The sequence below is a fragment of the Uniformispora flossi genome (genome assembly GCF_049534875.1).
In the GTDB taxonomy this organism is placed as follows: Bacteria; Actinomycetota; Actinomycetes; order Streptomycetales; family Streptomycetaceae; genus Yinghuangia; species Yinghuangia aomiensis.
The window spans coordinates 127230-144656 of the sequence record NZ_JBMULZ010000013.1 but is presented as its reverse complement, the minus strand read 5'-3'; the positions used below and the strand labels follow the sequence as shown (position 1 = coordinate 144656).

The 17427-nt window shown below is 73.0% G+C and carries 13 protein-coding genes; 11 read left to right on the top strand and 2 right to left on the bottom strand.

The genetic code is table 11. The features are described from left to right. Positions 1-133: 133 nt before the first annotated feature. From ACPA54_RS26130 to ACPA54_RS26080, 11 genes are all read left to right on the top strand, one after another. Entirely contained in the window at positions 134-2056 is a 1923-nt protein-coding gene (locus ACPA54_RS26130) for a PucR family transcriptional regulator (RefSeq protein WP_423533703.1), read from the top strand. Between the two features lie 242 nt (positions 2057-2298). Next, on the top strand, positions 2299-3786 hold the full coding sequence (locus tag ACPA54_RS26125; RefSeq protein ID WP_423533859.1) for a type III PLP-dependent enzyme domain-containing protein: 1488 nt from the start codon (positions 2299-2301) through the stop codon (positions 3784-3786). Continuing rightward, positions 3774-4649, top strand: coding sequence for a M55 family metallopeptidase (locus tag ACPA54_RS26120; protein WP_423533701.1), 876 nt, complete (start codon positions 3774-3776; stop codon positions 4647-4649). The genes ACPA54_RS26125 and ACPA54_RS26120 overlap by 13 nt, the downstream gene beginning before the upstream one ends. A gap of 406 nt (positions 4650-5055) precedes the next feature. Further along, entirely contained in the window at positions 5056-6516 is a 1461-nt protein-coding gene (locus tag ACPA54_RS26115) for an amino acid permease (protein WP_423533699.1), read from the top strand. 280 nt (positions 6517-6796) lie between these two features. Next, positions 6797-7465, top strand: a complete 669-nt coding sequence (locus tag ACPA54_RS26110; protein ID WP_423533697.1) for an SMI1/KNR4 family protein — start codon at positions 6797-6799, stop codon at positions 7463-7465. A 78-nt stretch (positions 7466-7543) separates the two neighbouring features. Continuing rightward, positions 7544-7873, top strand: a complete 330-nt coding sequence (locus tag ACPA54_RS26105) for a hypothetical protein (RefSeq protein WP_423533695.1) — start codon at positions 7544-7546, stop codon at positions 7871-7873. A 214-nt stretch (positions 7874-8087) separates the two neighbouring features. Beyond that, positions 8088-8837 carry a hypothetical protein gene (locus ACPA54_RS26100; protein ID WP_423533694.1) on the top strand — a complete coding sequence of 250 codons (750 nt, stop codon included), beginning with the start codon at positions 8088-8090 and terminating at the stop codon, positions 8835-8837. Next, a complete protein-coding gene (locus ACPA54_RS26095) occupies positions 8828-9508 on the top strand; it encodes a hypothetical protein (protein ID WP_423533692.1) in 681 nt (226 codons plus the stop codon). The genes ACPA54_RS26100 and ACPA54_RS26095 overlap by 10 nt, the downstream gene beginning before the upstream one ends. A gap of 570 nt (positions 9509-10078) precedes the next feature. Beyond that, the gene (gene lanKC / locus ACPA54_RS26090; protein WP_423533690.1) at positions 10079-12676 is read left to right on the top strand and encodes a class III lanthionine synthetase LanKC; all 2598 of its coding nucleotides are present in this window, start codon (positions 10079-10081) and stop codon (positions 12674-12676) included. Positions 12677-12809: 133 nt separating this feature from the next. Beyond that, positions 12810-12947 carry a SapB/AmfS family lanthipeptide gene (locus tag ACPA54_RS26085; RefSeq protein ID WP_423533688.1) on the top strand — a complete coding sequence of 46 codons (138 nt, stop codon included), beginning with the start codon at positions 12810-12812 and terminating at the stop codon, positions 12945-12947. A 217-nt stretch (positions 12948-13164) separates the two neighbouring features. Then, positions 13165-14925 (top strand): ABC transporter ATP-binding protein, encoded by a 1761-nt coding sequence (locus ACPA54_RS26080; protein ID WP_423533686.1) that lies wholly within the window; start codon positions 13165-13167, stop codon positions 14923-14925. An 85-nt stretch (positions 14926-15010) separates the two neighbouring features. On the opposite strand, the gene ACPA54_RS26075 is transcribed toward ACPA54_RS26080, so the two are convergent. Further along, the gene (locus ACPA54_RS26075) at positions 15011-15364 is read right to left on the bottom strand and encodes a chorismate mutase (RefSeq protein WP_423533684.1); all 354 of its coding nucleotides are present in this window, start codon (positions 15362-15364) and stop codon (positions 15011-15013) included. 9 nt (positions 15365-15373) lie between these two features. After that, positions 15374-17122 (bottom strand): SpoIIE family protein phosphatase, encoded by a 1749-nt coding sequence (locus tag ACPA54_RS26070; protein ID WP_423533682.1) that lies wholly within the window; start codon positions 17120-17122, stop codon positions 15374-15376. Positions 17123-17427: the final 305 nt, after the last annotated feature.

Below are 17427 nucleotides of genomic sequence, written 5' to 3'. Positions count from 1 at the left end.
GTCCGGCCGGGGCAGCCCGGCGAGCCGAGGCCCGCGCCGTCGGTTCCGGGCGCCCCGACGGCGGCCGCCGTCGGGGCGGGGCGCCGTCCGCCTGCCGCCGTGAGATGCGCCGCGGATATCCGATCATGGAGTGATGCGCCCCCGTCAGCCATCGCCCGAGCCGCCCGCCGGGACGCCCCGCCGGCCCGACTCTCCGGAGTCGGCCGAGCACGCCGCGCCGCCGCCGCCCGTGCGGAGCCCGGAACCGGGAAGCCCGCGGCATGTCCCCGGCCCCGGCGAGCCGGGCCCTCCCACGCTCGGCCGCGTCCTCGACCTCGTCGGCGGCGGTGTGCTCGACGTGGTGCGCGCCCCGCACGGCCTCGGCACGCCGGTGCGCGGCGTGGCGCTGTACGACGCGGGGGAGCCGACCTGGGAGGCCGCCCCCGACGCCGCGTCCGCGGCCCTGCCCGCGCGCGGTCTGCTGCTGCTCGCGGTCGGCGTGGACGTCGCCGAGGCCGCCGCCCCGGACGTCCTGCTGGCCGCCGACCGGGCCGGCGCCGCCGCCGTCGTCATGCGCCGTGGCACCCGGCCCCCGACCCGCGCGCTGACCGAGACCGCACGCGGTGTGGGAACGGCCCTGCTGACCCGCGGCCCCGGCACGGACTGGACCGAACTCCTCGCGCTGCTGCGCGCCGGTGTCTCCTACGCCGACCAGGTCGGCCGCGACGACCCCGAGACGGCGGAGACCCCCGGCGCCCGGCAGGGACTGGAGCACGTCCGGCTCGGCGACCTGCCCGCGCTCGCCAACGTCCTCGCCGACCTCGTCGGCGGCGCGATCACCATCGAGGACACCCGCTCGCGCGTGCTCGCCTACTCGCGCACCGACAGCGGCGCGGACCCGCTGCGGCAGCTGACCATCCTCGGCCAGCGCGTTCCCGAATGGCGGGTCGCCCAACTGCGCGAGAGCGGGTTCTTCCGCGAACTGTGGACGTCGTACGACGTGGTCCACCGGCCCGCCGACGGCGAGTTCGCGGAGCGCCTCGCGGTCGCCGTCCGCGTCGGCGACGACGTCCTCGGCTCCCTGTGGGCCGCCGCGGCGGACGGACGGCCGCTCGCCGAGGGCGCCCGCGCCGCCCTGCGGGCCGCCGCCCGCGCCGCCGTCCCGCACCTCATCCAGCACCGGGCCCACACCCGCCTCAGCGCCCGCCGCCACGAGGAGGCCCTCCTCGGCGTGCTCACCGGCCGCACCGCACCCGCGGACCGCGACCCGGCCCTCGGCCTGGACGACGCGCGGCACTACGCCGTGCTGGCCGTCGCCGCCCCGCCCGGAACCGAGGCCGCCGTCGACGGCACGGCCTGGCACCGGCTGCTCGACGTCCTCGCCCTGCAAGCCGCGGCACTGCGCACGTCCGCCGACGCGGGCCCGGCCCTGTCGGCGCAGACCGGCGGCCGCATGTACCTGGTCGTGCCCGCGGATCCGGAGCGGCCCCGCGCCGTCGCCGCGATCGCCCGCGAACTCGCCGCCACCGCACGGACGGTCCCTCCGGGAGCCGTCCACGTCGCGGTCGGCCGCGCGGAAGCCGGGGCGGCCGGGCTCGCGGCGTCGCGGGCGTCCGCCGACCTGGTGCTGCGCGTCCTCGCGGAACGGTCGGATCCCGCCGCGAGCGCCGTGGCCGGCCAGGACGACGTGGCGGTGGAAGCCGCCCTGCTGCAGGTCCTCGACCGGGTCGAACCCGTGTGGCGGGAGGCCGCCGACGGGCCGGTGCACCGCATGCTCGCGCACGATGCCGAACACGGCACCGCGTTCGGCACCACCCTGTCCGCCTACCTGGCAGCGTTCGGCGACGTCGGCACAGCCGCCGCCGCGCTGACCGTGCACCCCAACACCCTGCGCTACCGGCTGCGCCGCATCCGCGACCTGTTCGGCCTCGACCTGGCCGACCCGGCGGCCCGGCTGCTCGCCGACATCGGGCTGCGCCTCGCGGCCCGCCACGCCGCCGGAGGCGGCCCCGGAGGCCTTGGAAGCAGCCCTGGGGGCCTTGGAAACAGCCCCGGGAACCGCGACAGGCCCACATGACCGCCGATTGTCGGATCGGCCAACGGGCTCCCGTCGACTTGGTGCGATCGGATGAAGACGCACCGACAGCGCCGAGCCCATTCTTCTCGGGTACGCGGCAGTGGGGACGGCCCAGAGCTCCCGCCGCAGACCCGCCACCGGTCCCGCCCGCACGCGGGCCGCGCACCCGGCACCGTGCCCAGCGCACGGCCGCGTGCCGGCCCCGCCGAAGGACCGCCGACAGAGCCGAGGTGTTCTCTGTGATTTCCGGCCACTCCGCGACGCCGCATCCCGCCGCCCCCCGCGGCCCCGGCGCCGGGCGCCGCGCGGTGCTCGACCGGGCGGTGCGCGGCGCGGTCCGCGCCGGGCTGCTGGACGCGCCCGCCCCGGTGGTCGGACTGCTCGACGTCGACGGCATCCGCGGCACCGTCGCCGGTCTGCACGCCGCCTTCGACACGCCCGCCCCCGTCCTGCACACGTTCGCCGCGAAGGCGTGCGGCCTCGTCCCGGTGCTGCGCCTCCTCGCCGACGCCGGCATGGGCTGCGAGGTCGCCAGCCCCGGCGAACTCGAGCAGGCCCTCGCGGCCGGCTTCACCCCGGACCGGCTGGTGTTCGACAGCCCGGCCAAGACCACCGGCGAACTGCGCCTCGCCCTCGACCGCGGCATCGCCGTCAACCTCGACAACTGGCAGGAACTGGAGCGTGTCGACGCCCTCCTCGCCGCCCGCCCCGAGGACCGGCGCACCCCCGCCGGACCCGTCGGCCTGCGGATCAACCCCCAGGTCGGCGCCGGGTCGATCGGTGCGATGAGCACCGCCACCGACACCTCGAAGTTCGGGATCGCCCTGCGCGACCCGGGCGCCGAAGACGCCGTGGTCGAGGCGTTCGCGGCGCGCCCGTGGCTGACCCGCCTGCACGCGCACGTCGGCTCCCAGGGCTGCCCGCTGCCCCTCATCGCCGCGGGCATACGCGCCGCCTACGATCTGGCCGAGCGGATCAACGCCGCGGCCGGGCGGCGGCAGATCGACAGCCTCGACATCGGCGGCGGCCTGCCGGTCAACTTCGCGGGCGACGAGATGTCCCCCACGTACGGCGACTACGTCGCGCAGCTGCGCGAGGACGTGCCGGGCCTGTTCGACGGCCGCTACGCCCTCGTCACCGAATTCGGGCGCTCGCTGCTGGCCAAGCACGGCCTGATCCTCACCCGCGTCGAATACACCAAGTCCGCGGGCGGCCGGCCCATCGCCATCACCCACGCCGGCGCGCAGGTCGCGTCGCGCACCGTGTTCATGCCCGCGTCCTGGCCGCTGCGCGTCGGCGCGTTCGACGCGGACGGCACCCCGAAGTCCGGACCCGCGGTGGTGCAGGATGTCGCCGGACCGTGCTGCTTCGCCGGCGACCTGACCGCGCAGGCCCGCGAACTTCCGCTGCTCGCCCCCGACGACGTCGTCGCCCTGTACGACACGGGCGCCTACTACTTCTCCTCGCACTTCGCCTACAACTCGCTGCCGCGCCCGGCGGTGTACGGCTTCCGTACCCGGGACGACGGCACCGACGGCGAGGTCCGCTTCGCCCTCGTGCGGGAGGCCCAGACCCTCGCCGAGATCGTGGCCGAATCCGGCGCGCAGTACGCGGATTCGCTCGTCGGCCTCGGCACGGAAACCGCCGCCACGTCCACGCCCGATTCCGTCCCGGTCCGTGCCGCGGACGGTGCGGAACCGCCGAAGGAGGCCCCGGCATGCGCGTCCTGATCTCGGCCGACATGGAGGGCGCGACGGGTACCGTGCTGCCCGCCGACGTCACCTCCGGCACACCCCGCTACGAGCGCTTCCGCCGGATGCTGACCGGCGACGTCAACGCCGCCGTGGCCGGCTTCACCGCCGCGGGCGCCGACGAGGTACTGGTCAACGACGCGCACTGCGGCATGGACAACGTCCTCCTCGAAGACCTCGACCCGCGGGCGAACCTGATCGTCGGCCGGCACAAGCCGCTCGGCATGATGCAGGGCATCGAACTGGGCGTGGACGCCGTCGCGTTCGTCGGCTACCACACCGGCGCGGGGGAGCAGGGCGTTCTCGCGCACACCTACCTCTCGCACAGCATTCTGGCCGTGCGCGTCGACGGAGTCCCCACCGACGAAGGCCGGTTCAACGCGCTCGTCGCCGCGGAAGCGGGCGTGCCCGTCGTGCTCGTCACCGGCGACGACCTGACCTGCGCGGCGTCGGCCGACTGGGCACCCGGGGCGCGGACCGTCGCGGTCAAGACCGCGCTCAGCCGCCACGCCGCGATCTGCCGCCCGCCCGCGGCGACCGCCGCCGACATCCGCGCCGCGGCCGAGGCGGCGCTGTCCGGGCTTTCCCCGGGTCACGCCGGGTTGCCGGAAGGGGCGGCGGGTCGGGGGGCCACGTCGGGTCCCGCCGGCTCGGGGCCGCGGACCGTCGCGGTCGACGTGGACAGCCCCTACCTGGCCGACCGCGCCTCGGCGATGCCCGGCGTGCGGCTCGACGGGCCGCGGACGGTGTCGTTCGACGCCCCCGACATGCGCGGCGCACTGCGTCACTTCCGTGCGCTGACCTGGGTGATCGGCGGAGGTCGGGAGGCGGAGTGGACATGAGTTCCGCCATGGTCGTCCGCCGTTGGCCGCTGCCCGCACCCGCCTGTCCGCCGGGGACGCACCGCCGGTTCGCCGGGCCTGCGGACCCGTGCAGGCATGTGCCTTGACCCGTGCTTTGACCCGTGCGTCGAGCCGTGCCTTGAGCCTGCGTTCTCTCGCACTCCCTGATACCCACCCCATCGCGGCCTCCCCGGGACCGGCCGTCGGGTCCCACTCGGCCTTGCCGCCTGCGCCGTCCGACGGCGTCGCACCGGCCGGCCGTCCCCGGATCCACCGCCCGCTCAGGCGGGGCGACACGTCCCCAAGTCGTTCCGTGCCGCGTCGCCCGCGTCCCCCGCGTCCCCCGCGGTCCACGTCTCCGCCTACGGCCCGGTCCCGAGGCCCCCGCATCACGCCAGGAGTTCCCATGAGCCACTCGCCGACGAGCCCCCCGACACCCCGCAGCGGCGGGCAGGCGGACACCCCGCAACTGAGCCGGTCGCTGCGCAACCGGCACATGTCGATGATCGCGATCGGCGGCGCCATCGGCGCAGGGCTGTTCGTCGGCAGCGGCTCCGTGATCAAGACCGCCGGACCGGCCGCGATCGTGTCGTACTGCCTGGCCGGCGCGCTCGTGCTGTGCACGATGCGGATGCTCGGCGAAATGGTCGTCGCGAAGCCGTCGTCGGGGTCGTTCTCCGACTACGCCCGGACGGCGATAGGCCCGTGGGCCGGCTTCACCATCGGCTGGCTGTACTGGTACTACTACGTGATCATCGTGGCCGTGGAAGCGGTCGCCGGCGCCGCGATCCTCCACGCGTGGATCGACGCGCCGCTGTGGCTGCTGGCCATGGGCCTGATGTTCGTCATGACCGCGACCAACCTGCTGTCGGTCAAGTCCTTCGGCGAGTTCGAGTTCTGGTTCTCGTCCATCAAGGTCGCCGCGATCATCGCGTTCCTCGTCGTCGGCACGCTGTTCGTCGTCGGCGCATGGCCCGGTGCGTCCTTCGACTTCTCGAACCTGACCAGCCACGGCGGCTTCGCCCCCAACGGCTTCACGTCGATCTTCTCCGCCATCGTCGTGGTCATCTTCGCCTTCGGCGGCGCCGAAATCGTCACCATCGCCGCGGCGGAGAGCAAGGAGCCCGAGCGCTCGGTGGCCCGCGCGACCACCGGCATCATCTGGCGGATCATCCTGTTCTACGTCGGGTCGATCTTCCTCGTCGTCACCATCGTCCCCTGGGACGGCGCCGAGGTGCTCAAGAGCCCGTACGTCGCCGCGCTGAACACCATCGGCGTCGACGGCATCGGCACGGTCATGGACATCGTGATCCTCACCGCCGTCCTGAGCGTCCTCAACTCGTCGGTGTACGTGTCCTCCCGCATGGTCTTCGCCCTGGCCGAGCACGGCGACGCCCCCCGCTGGCTGGTCGCCACCAACCGGCGCAACGTCCCGGCCCGGGCGATCCTGGCCGGCACCGCCGTCGGCTGGATCTCTGTCCTGCTGGCCTACCTGTCGCCCGACAAGGTCTTCACCTACCTGGTCAACTCCTCGGGCGCGATCGCCATCTTCATGTACCTGCTCATCGGCGCCTCGCAGCTGCGCATGCGCCGCAAGCTCGAACGCGAGGCACCCGAGCGGCTGACGCTGAAGATGTGGCTGTACCCGTACCTGACGTGGGTCGTCATCCTGGGCTTCCTGGGCGTGCTCGTCGCGATGGCCGTCATCGACGACCAGCGGACCCAGCTGTTCACCAGTATCGGCAGCCTCGCGGTGGTCCTGGCCGCCTACGGCATCCGCCGCGCCCGCGGCACGCACCGCCCATCGGCCGGAACACCCTCGGCGTCCACGCCGGACACCGAGACGGCGGCTCTCACGACACATTGATCCGCCCGTCTCCGGGACCGCAACGGCCTCGCCCCCGTGCCATGCGCACGGGGACGAGGCCGTTGGCGTCGGCGGGCGGCCGTGGTGGGGGGATGCGTGCCTTGGGGGTCACCGGACTCGTTTTGCGTGTTCGCCGGAGCGCGGGGTGCGGTCGGTGTTTCGGCTAGGGGGTCGTAGAGGGGGGGAAGGTTCGTCTCGGGAATCTGGCGCCCAGGGTGCTGTAAGGGATTGACTCGGCGTAGACGGCCAGGTGTTCGAAGGAGCCGCAGAATCCGCCGCCTTGTTCGGCGGCCAGGAGCTGTCGTTCGGTCCGAATGTAGGGAGCCACGGCACGCCAGATGGTCTTGATGCCGTTGTAGTGCATGGCGACTGCGGCGTCTTCGTCGATCACGCCGACCACGACCAAGGCTCCGAGTTCCTGGTAGAAACCGGCGACGGGGCCGCAACCCCTTCGGGCGATCCGGCCGCGCTGCCGCCATCCGTCACCGCGGCGGAAGTCGCCTCACTCGAACTCCGCCTCGGATTCCCGCTCCACCCTGAACTCCGGACGCTTCTCCACCAGTACGACGGCCGCCACGACCCGCTGGGTGGGGAGGACAAGCGCGTCCAAGCGGAGTTCCTCCCGTTCGGACTGCATCTCATCGACGCCGCCGGCATCCGGGACCTGGCCGAGGAAGCGAAGGAGGACTACCCCGCGGACCCTGCGGCTTACCCGGGTATGACCGAAGCCGACGAGGCCGAAGCCCATATCGGCTCCTGGGTGCCGTTTGCGGCCGACCACGACCGCGGCATCGCTTTCGTCGACCACCGTCCGGGGCCCACCTACGGCGACGTGTACGTCTTCGCCGAAGCATCCGGCGGCTGGCCACCCCTGGAAATCGCCCGCGGCCTGACGGACTTGTTCGACGGCCTTGCAGGGCCATCCGAACCTGCCGAGGCCGGTCCGTAGGCACTGCAGCCTGGCCCCGCCAACTGGGCTCAGCCGAAATTCCGGGTCGGTGCCCGCCGGCTGTGGCAGCCTGCCGTCATGCCGGCAGAGCTACGAGAACACGCAGGTCGTCACTACGCCGTCCAGTTCCACTACGCCTTGCCCGACGATTCGTGGGCTGTGGAACTGAGCGAGGCTGTGCCGGCGCCGGCTGCGTGGGCTGGGGTCCCCGGCGCGGCGACCCATCTGCCCGGCCCCGCCTTCCTGGTGGCTTTCGTTCCCGACGAGGACCGTGATCTGGAGCCGACGGTCCACATCCACAGCCATGACGAGCATGTCATTCCCTACGAGATCATGCGTTGGTTCATGGAGCTGGTTGCTGAGGAGGTGGACCGCTGCCGTCTTGCGTTCGAGCAGGGGTGTACCTGACGCGGCGGAAGGATCATGCCGTGGCTGGTGGGATCACAGCGTCGGAGCCGTCCTGGACTGCCCCTTGCGCCGGGCCGGCCCCGGGCCGGTGCGGCGAGCTGATGAGCGCATTGCGACGCGAAGGAGCCGACCGGGCTGGTGAGGGGCGAACGTTGAACTCGCCTCGGTGGCACGCGCGGACGCGTGTGGGAACGCAGGTCTACGCTCGCCGGTCGTGACCGAAACCGAGCACCTGAGGCGTCAGCAGTTCCTCGATGCGCTCGCCGGAGCGTTGATCGAGGAGGACGACATCTGGCAGATCGAGACGTCCTCGGACGGGACCGCGGTGGTGGCCCGCGCCGACGATCCGGACGGTGCGGTGGTGGCGCTCATCGAGGCGGGGTCGCTTGACGAGGCGGTCACCGTCGACGACGTCCTGCGCGTGGAGAGCCTGGCAACCAGAGTGGGAGCGGCGGCTCTTGACGGGCGGCCCGCCTCTTTCATGTGCTCGCGTCGCGAACCGGCCGAGGGTGCCATGCAAGCCGCCTACCTCCGGAACATGCGGATCCTGCACGTTCGTTCCATCGGTGCGGACACCTGGGGTCGTGACGTGGCCGTCCTGTCCCATCAGCGGTTCACCCAGCCCCACGACGCCCCCGTTCTCGACGAGAGGGAGTGGCAGGCGCTACACGACGGCAGTGACCGTGCGGTCTTCCACGACCGGGAACAGAACCCGATCGCGACTTTCGCGGGTCTGCGCGCCGAGCTGGTGTGGCACGAAGAGACAGAGGTCGCTTCCTGGGGAAGCGCCTGGGGGAGTGGGCAGTTCGAGATGCCCGCCGGCACGGTGATGATCGTGCCCGGACAACCACCCGTACCCGTCACCGGCGTCACCCTCCGGTTCCACAAAGAGATACGCCCGCTGCGCGCGGCAAGCGAGCCAGGCGCCTTCGCCGACCTGGCCACGGTCTGGCTGTGGGGGTGACCTCGGCTGAGCTGACCAAGGCCGTCCTTCCCATCGCATACCTGCCCACGGCGCTGATCGTGGCCGGCCGATGGAAGGAACTCGTCGACCTCGAACGGCACGGCTTCCCGCCGGAGAGCCGCAGCGCCGTCAACCTGGCACTGGCCGCGGCGATGCTCGCGAGCGACACCGCAACCCAGCGTCCGACCGACGGCGAGACCGACCTCGCCGGCTCCGGAATCGCCGCCGCCCGACCCGGCCCGCACCGCTGGGCGGTCCTGAGCGCCCTGGCCCGCATGACCGCCGACCGGCGAGAGCAGTTCTGGGCCCGCACGCCACCCGCTGACGCCGCCGAGCTGCGCCGGGCGCAGCACATCGCGACCCTGCCGATCACCGCGGAGGCGTTCGACGCCCTGCTCGCCGCCGACACTCCGGCCACCCTGGACCGGGACGCCGCCACCGTGCTCCTCACGCGCGCCCTCCACACACCGCCGCCTCGGCACCACCGCCCCGACCCGGCCCTGGTCGACCGTATCTGCGCCCTGGCTGCCGCGGCCGAGCGCGTGGGCGATGTCGTCGAGCTGCTCGACAGGGCCGCGGGCGGCCGCTGGGCGGACTGGCGTACCGCCGAGCACGCCGGCCGGCAGTGGCCGGCCGGCCATCGTGGCACGGGGCTCGGGGGCAAGCGGTGATGGCGGGGCGGTAGATCGCGGATCGCGGCTTCGGCTGACGTGAGCACGGACCGGTGGCGGCCGCCATCCGGTCCGGTGCCGCCACTCCGACGGGTGGTCCTTCGACGCGCGTCGTCCACGCCCAGCGCGTCCGGAGCCGTCCACGAAGCCGCCGTGCGCGCGAACGGCGTTTCCGGGCGCCGCATCGTCGGATTGATCGTGATCAGCCGGCGCGCTTTTGATCCGACAGTGATTCCAATGCGTCATTTCATCGGGCCCGGGTGCGCCAATATGTGACGCGGCATCGCTTGGGTGTTCGACGGAAATACCATGCCACGCAAGGCTTTGGCAACGGCGCACACCAACCGGTTCGGCGCATCGTTGTCGTGCAATGGCGGCGGGAAATACCACCGTGCGCCGTTGTCGCCAATCGTGCCGCCGCCCAAGAATTCATATCGTCACACCATCTTCTGAACGCAGGCCGCATTGTGACGCCCCGTCAGAATGCGCCGGCCGGCCGGGCCGCCCTATTGGGCCCACCGCCGTTTCACCCGCACACCCGCACATGCCTCGCTCCCGAGGAGGGTTCCGGTGGACAACCGCTACGAGGCCTACGCCTACGCCGATCCGCTCTTCTACGACTCCCCGCGGCGCTGGGGCGCGCCCGAGGAATTCGCTGCCGTGGGCGCGCCGCTGCCGGCCGGCTGGGAGCGCGGTGACCTGGAGATTTGGGCGGTGGTGCGCCCCGAGGGTGTCGAACTTCCGTCGCAAGGCTGGAAGATCCACGTCTCGTCGTGCGCGGAGGACGCCGAGGCGGTGCTGGCCGAGGTCTACGACTACTGCCTGCACGAGCGCATGACCTTCAAATTCCTGCGCGGCCTTCCCATCCTCCAAGTGCAGAATTCCAAGTACGCGCCCCGCAGCGCCAGCGGCAAGTTCTGCACGCTGTACCCGGCGGACGACGGGGAGTTGGCGAAGTGCCTCGACGTGCTCGGGCGCCGCCTTGCCGGGCGGCGCGGCCCGTACATCCTCAGCGACCTGCGCTGGGGTGAAGGCCCGCTGTACCTGCGGTACGGCGGCTTCGCCGAGCGGTACTGCCGCAACGAGGCCGGCGACCGGGTGCTCGCCCTCGAAGAACCGGACGGCCGACTCGTTCCGGACGTCCGCGGCGCGGGATTCTCCCTCCCGCCCTGGGCTCCGGTCCCCGCGGCCATCGCCTCCGCGGTCGCCGAACGGGCTACGCAGAGCGACTCCGGACTGCCCTACACGGTCGAGCAGGTCCTGCACTTCTCGAACGCGGGCGGGGTCTACCTGGCACGCGGGCGCGACGGCGGCCCCCAGGTGGTCCTGAAGGAGGCACGCCCGCACGCGGGCCTGGACCAGCGGGGCGTGGACGCGGTCACACGGCTGCGGCAGGAGCACGACATGCTGTCCCGGGTGGCCGGCCTGCCCGGCGTCCCGGCCGTCCACGGCCTGCTGAAGGCCTGGGAACACCACTTCCTGGTACAGGAGTTCGTCGAAGGGGGCGCGCTCAGCGAGTGGCTCACCTCCCACTACCCGCTGATCCACCCGGACGCCGACGAAGCCGCAGTCGCCGCGTACACCCGCGAAGCCCTCGGCATCGTGGAGCGCGTCGAGCGGACCCTGGACGCCATCCACGCCCGCGGGGTGGTCTTCGGGGACCTCCATCCGCGCAACCTGATCGTCCGCCCGGACGGTGACATCTGCTTCATCGACTTCGAACTCGCCAGCCCGGTCGAGGAATTCCTGCGTCCGGCACTGGGTGCGGCCGGATTCGCCGCACCTCCCGGATACACCGGGACGCAGATCGACCGGTACGGCTTGGCCGCCCTGCGGCTGTGGCTGTTCTTCCCGCTCGCGCAGCTTCCGGCCCTCGACCCGGGGAAAGCCGCCGAACTGGCCGACGCCCTCGAACGGCGCTTCCCCGTGCCGCCCGGGTACGCGGACGACATCCGCGCGCTGCTGGGCGCCGTACCGACGGACGGCCGCATGGCGCGGCCGGAGCTGGGGCAGCGCCGTGCCGAGGCGAAGGCCCTGCTGTCCGCGCCGGACGCCGACTGGCCGCGGATCCGCGATTCGCTGGCCGAAGGCATCGCGGCGATGGCGACACCCGAGCGCGTCGACCGGCTCTTCCCCGGCGACGTCGCCCAGTTCACGCACGGCGGGCTCGGACTCGCCCACGGGGCGGCCGGCGTCCTGTACGCCTTGCACGCCACCGGGGCCGCGATCGACCCCGCGCACGTGCGGTGGCTCGTCCGTGCGGCGCGCAGCCGACCCGTCCGCCCCGGCCTGTACTTCGGCGGGCACGGTGTCGCCTACGCCCTCGACCTGCTCGGGGAACGTGCCGCCGCGCTCGCGCTCCTCGCACGCGCCACCGAGGCTTCCGAGACCGACGCGGGCCCGTCTCTCGGCACCGGAAACGCGGGCATCGCCCTGACCCTGCTGCACTTCGCCGACGCCACCGGCGACTACCGGTTCGTCGACGAAGCCCGCACCCACGCCGAGCACGCCGCGGACACCCTGGAGAAGACCGGCACGGCGGACCACAGCCGACGCGCCGGCCTGCTGGCCGGCGCGTCGGGGCCCGCCCTCGCGCTGGTCCGCCTGTACGAGCACATCGGCGACGACACCCTGCTCCACCGTGCGGAGGCCCTGCTGGAACTGGACCTCGACCGGTGCGCGACCGTCGCGGACGGCACCCTGCAGGTCGTCGACGGACGGCGGGTGCTCCCGTACATCGAGACGGGCAGCGCCGGGATCGGCCTCGCGCTGGCCGCCCTCACCGCACACCGGCCCGACATCGCGGCGGCTGCCTCCACCGCGCCCATCCGGCGCGCGGCCGAACCCGAATTCATCATCCAGCCCGGACTGTTCAACGGACGGGCCGGGCTCCTCGGATACCTGGCGGTGACCCGGCCCACCGCGGACCCCGCCGGACCAACCGATGCGGTCCTCGACCGGCACCGTCGGCTCCTCGCCCTCCACCAGATCACCTACCGCGGCCATCTCGCCTTCCCGGGCGACCAGTTGCTGCGTCTGTCCGCGGACCTCGCCTCCGGTTCCGCCGGGGTGCTGCTGGCCCTGGGCACGGCACTCGCCGGAACTCCGTTCCTGCCCTGGACCGGCATCCCCGCGGGAGCGCCGCCCGCGTCCGCCGGCCGCGGCTGACCGCGGAACGCACGGTCCCCGGAAGCACAGTCCTCGGAACCACCCGCACGTCCCCACCGGCGCGTCCCGCGCCACCCCGGACTCCCGGCCGCCCGGCCGGGTGATGCACCACCCGTAGCGAAGGAGAACGGCCATGGCCATCCTCGACCTCCAGACCCTCGAAGTCGCCGAGACCCAGGCGACGCCGATCGACGACAGCCTCGCGAGCGTCAGCTCGCTGAGCGTCCTCAACTGCGGCGCCAGCACGCTCAGCACGCTCATCTGCCTCTGAGCCTGCCGCCGCCGGCAAAGGCGGCCCGCACCGCGGAGCCGACCGGGCGGTGACGCCCGGTCGGCGTGAGGGCCGGGGCAGCACTGCTGCCCCGGCCCGTTCCGTGCGCTCGAACCGTCGAGCCTTCGCGCCCCTGAACCTGGCCTTCCGACCGCCCGACCGCTCACACCCGCCCGGCGCACGCCCCTTGGCCGCCGCAGCACCAGAGAGGCTTCCCGTGGCCGAACCGCCCCCCGCCACCGCCCGCCGCGCTCCGGGCCCGGTCCGGCTCCGCCGGGAACTGACCGCCGAGTCCGGCCGGCTCGCCTGGGCCCTCCTGCTCGCCGTGGCAGCCGCCGGGGCCACACTCGCGCTCCCGCTGCTCGTCCGCGAGATCATCACCGACTTCTCCAGGCACCGGCCTCTGGGCACCGACGTCGCCCTGATGTGCGTCGCGGCCGTCGGCAGCGCCCTGGCGCAAGCCCTGTCCGGCTTCCAACTCGCACGCATCGGCGAACGCATGGCCTACCGGCTGCGCATGCGGATCATGGAGCACACGCTGCGACTTCCGCTCGCCGTCGTACGCGCGGAAGGCGCCGGCGACCTCGCCGCCCGGGTGACCTCCGACGCGATGCTGCTGCGCCAAGTCGTCGACGTGGCCACGCAACTGCCGCTCGCCGCACTGACGATCGCGGCGACCCTGGGCATCATGCTGTGGATCGACTGGCTGCTGACCGTCGTCACCGTCGTCTCCTTGGCCGTCCTGACCGTCCTGGTGCTGCTGGTGCTGCGCCGGATGCGGGTCAGCATGGCCGGACAGCAGACCGCGGTCGGGCAGCTCGCCCAACGCTTCACCGCCAACCTGGACGCACTCACCACCATCAAGGCCTACCGCGCCGAGCCGGTGGCCTCGCGCGCCCTGGCCGCCGACGCGGAACGCCTGCGCGCGGTCTCCCTGGAAGGCACCCGGCTGGGCGCGCTCATCCCCGCGGTGCTGACCCTCGGCAACCAGCTCGCCATGATCGCCGTGATCCTCACCGGCGGTACGCGGTTGGCGCGCGGCGACCTCCAAGCCGCCGCCTTCGCGGCCTTCCTCCTCTACCTGCTGCAGACGGTCCCTTCGGTGAACGCTCTGGCGAGCGGCTTCGGCCGCCTCCAGGCGGGGTTCGCGGCCCGCGACCGCTGCAACGACGTGCTGCTCATGCGTCCCGAGGCCGATCCCGACGACGCGGACCGGCCGGTCCCGCGGCCGCTGCCCGACGCACCCGCCGTGCTGTTCCGCTCGGTCTCGTACACGCACGCAGGTGCCACCGAAGCCGCCCTGCGCGACGTCTCCTTCACGGTCGAACGCACCGGCCTGACCGCGATCGTCGGACCGTCCGGCGCCGGAAAGACCACCACGCTGGCACTGGTCGACCGGTTCCTCCGGCCCGCGTCCGGATCCGTCGAAGTCCTGGGGCACGACGTGCGCGACTGGCCGTTGGACGCGCTGCGCGCTCGCATCGCCTACGTCGACCAGGCGTTCACGCTCCTGGAGGCGACCGCCCGCGAGAACCTCCAGCTCGGCCGCGCCCGGCCCGCACGCGACACCGAACTCGCCGCCGCCCTGGCGGTGGTGGGCCTCGCCGACGACATCGCCCGCCTACCGCAAGGCCTCGACACCCTGCTCGGCCGTGAGTCCGATCTTTCCGGCGGCCAGCGCCAGCGCATGGCCCTGGCCCGGGCGCTGCTGTCCGACGCCGACATCGTCCTGCTCGACGAACCCACAAGCCAGCTCGACGGGATCAACGAGCAGCGCTTCCGCACCATCGTGGAGGACCTCGCGCTGACCCGGGCCGTGATCGTGGTCGCGCACCGCCTCTCCACGGTCCGGCACGCCGACCACGTGATCGTGATGAGCGCCGGCGCGGTCGTCGACGCGGGAAACCACACCGCACTCGTCGCCCGCTGCACGCCGTACCGCGAACTCGTCACCAGCCAGGCGACACTGCCGCACTGAGCGCAGCGCCGCGTAGCCCGACCCGCCGCACCTGTCGGCGCACGACGTGCCGCCGGTTCCCGACCCGTGGCCGAAGGCTTCTCCCTCAGGCCGAGTTGCCGGGTCCTGCGGAGCCGAGGTGCTGGTGTTCGGTGAGTTCGAGGGCGATGAAGGCGCCGATCATCGCGCGCCACACCGCCTCGGCGACCTCGGGGGCGAGCCCGGCGGCCGTGGCCCGCTCGCGGACGGCGGCGATCACCTGCTCCACGCGGTCGGGCGCGCGCACCGCCTGTTCGTCGGTCTTGAACGCCGCGGCGGCGCGGACGAGCGACTGGCGGCGGGTCAGCAGCGCGACGAGTTCGGCGTCGATGCCGTCGATACGGTCGCGGACTTCGGCCAGGCTGCGCGGTGCGGCTTCGGAACGAGGTTCGGCTGCGGAACGAGATTCGGCTTCGGGCATTCCGGGAGTCTAGAACGGACTTCCGTCCGGAGTGTCGGCTGCCGCAGGCGGTCCTTGCGGTGCGCCGCCCGGTGCGCGCACCGCGAGGATGGCGACGTCGTCGGTGCTTTCGGGCGGGCGGACCCGGTCGAGGAGCAGGTCGCAGAAGGTGCTGAGACGCTGCCGACAGAGGGCGGCCGCGTGGCGGCGGAGGTTGTCGAGCCCGATGTCGATCGCCTGTCTGGGGACCTCGATGAGGCCGTCCGTGTACAGCACGAGTGTGCTGTCCGGCGGAAGCCGGACGTTGCCGTCGGTCCGGTGCAGGTCGAGGTCGCTGCCCAGGAGGACGCCGTGTCCTTCGTCGAGGAAGCGGGTCCGCCCGTCGCGGGTGACCAACAGCGGGGGAGGGTGCCCGGCGTTGGCCCAGGTGAGGTCCCAGCCGCCGTCGTCGGCGGCTTCGAGCCGGGCGAAGACCATCGTCGCCATGGCCGCATCGGTGATGTTGAGGAATGCCTGGTCGAGGCGGCGGACGACGAGGCTGGGGGGTTCGCGGTGGTCCCAGGCGAAGGCGCGCAGCATGTTGCGGACCTGCGCCATGCCCGCGGCGGCATCGAGGTCGTGGCCGGCGACGTCGCCGATGACGAGGGCGACGGACCTGTCGGGAAGCAGGAAGGCGTCGTACCAGTCCCCGCCGACCTGCGACGCGTCGGGGGCGGGCCGGTAGCGGGCGACCATGCCCATGCCCGGGACATGCGGCAGTTGGGGCAGGAGGTGGCGTTGCATGGTCTCGGCGACCGCGCGCTGGCGCTGGTAGAGCCGGGAGTTGGAGAACGTCAGCCCGGCTCGGCGGGAGATGTCCTCCAGCAGCGTGAGGTCGTCCGGTCCGAAGGCGTCCGGCCGCTCGCTGCGGCCGATGGTCAAGGCGCCGAGTACTTCGCCTGCGCCGCGGATGGGGGCGATGGCCACGGAATGCATGCCCGTGGCGTCGAAGAGCTCGCGTTGGGCCACCGCGATGCCCGAGTCGGGCGGCCCCTGGTAGTGCCCCGGCCCGGCGAGGGACGCGGCTGCTCCGCGCAGGGCCCGCGACAGCGGCATGGGGGAGCCCTCGGGGACCGGGGGCATCGGGCCTTCGAGGTCGTGGCGGCGATGCCGTGCGCCGTCGATGTGGTGGACGACGGTGTCGCGCCGGACTTCGCCGCTTTCGGTGATCAGGTCGACCACGGCCCAGTCCGCGAGCCGCGGGACCAGCAGCCGCGCGAGCAATTGCACGCCTTCGTCGATTTCCAGCGTGCTGGTGAGCGTGGTCGTGGTTTCGGCGAGGAGCGCCAGGCGGTCGAGCTCGGCCAGCACGGACGCGTCGACGGCGGCGGTGTTCGGGACACCGGTCGCCGCTTCGTGGAAGACGACGAACGCGCCGAAGCTCCCGTCGTCCGTCGTGTAGGGCGCCACCAGCCAGGCGACGTGCAGCAACGTGCCATCGCCGCGTTCGAGCCATACCGCGTCGCCCTGCGCGGCGCGCCCCGCGAGGTAGGCCCGCATCATGGCGCACTGGGAAGGGGGCAGGTGCCCGCCGTGGCTGTCCCGGTGCAGGAACTCGTGGGCGTCCTGCCCGACGAGGTCCTCTGCGGAACGGGCCAGGAGCTGTCGGCCGCACTGGTTGACCTCGGCGATCCGGCCCCGGTCGTCGATCGCGTACATGCCGACCCCCGCGGTCTCCGCCATGAGCCGGAGCAGTCGTGCCGCGGGTGTGGGGGCATGGCCGGTGGGCTCGGCGTCCATGGCGACTCCTCCCGTGGCTGGGGACCGTACGACCAGTCTTCCCCAGACGGGGGCGGGAGCGCGGCGGCGTGCCGCGATGCCTCGGATCCGGGGCACCGCGGGTCTCACACCCGTGCGCCGTCGTCCGGCCGTCTTTCCCGCGGCTCCGCATCCGTCGGCGCGCACAGCTTCCCTTAGGTGCACTGCCCCTGCGTGTCCTCCCGATCGCACCGGTGACGGTGCGCAAACATCGGATCACCGAGAGGCACGAGTCGGCCTCGCGGCGGACGGGACTGCCCCGCCGGCGCGGGCGCCGCTCCCCGCGG

What these genes read in the sequence shown, in the direction of transcription:
- ACPA54_RS26130 (WP_423533703.1), top strand. Translation starts at nt 134, where the DNA reads ATGCGCCCCCGTCAGCCATCGCCCGAGCCGCCCGCCGGGACGCCCCGC.
- ACPA54_RS26120 (WP_423533701.1), top strand. Translation starts at nt 3,774, where the DNA reads ATGCGCGTCCTGATCTCGGCCGACATGGAGGGCGCGACGGGTACCGTG.
- ACPA54_RS26115 (WP_423533699.1), top strand. Translation starts at nt 5,056, where the DNA reads ATGAGCCACTCGCCGACGAGCCCCCCGACACCCCGCAGCGGCGGGCAG.
- ACPA54_RS26105 (WP_423533695.1), top strand. Translation starts at nt 7,544, where the DNA reads ATGCCGGCAGAGCTACGAGAACACGCAGGTCGTCACTACGCCGTCCAG.
- ACPA54_RS26085 (WP_423533688.1), top strand. Translation starts at nt 12,810, where the DNA reads ATGGCCATCCTCGACCTCCAGACCCTCGAAGTCGCCGAGACCCAGGCG.
- ACPA54_RS26075 (WP_423533684.1), bottom strand. Translation starts at nt 15,364, where the DNA reads ATGCCCGAAGCCGAATCTCGTTCCGCAGCCGAACCTCGTTCCGAAGCC.
- ACPA54_RS26070 (WP_423533682.1), bottom strand. Translation starts at nt 17,122, where the DNA reads ATGGACGCCGAGCCCACCGGCCATGCCCCCACACCCGCGGCACGACTG.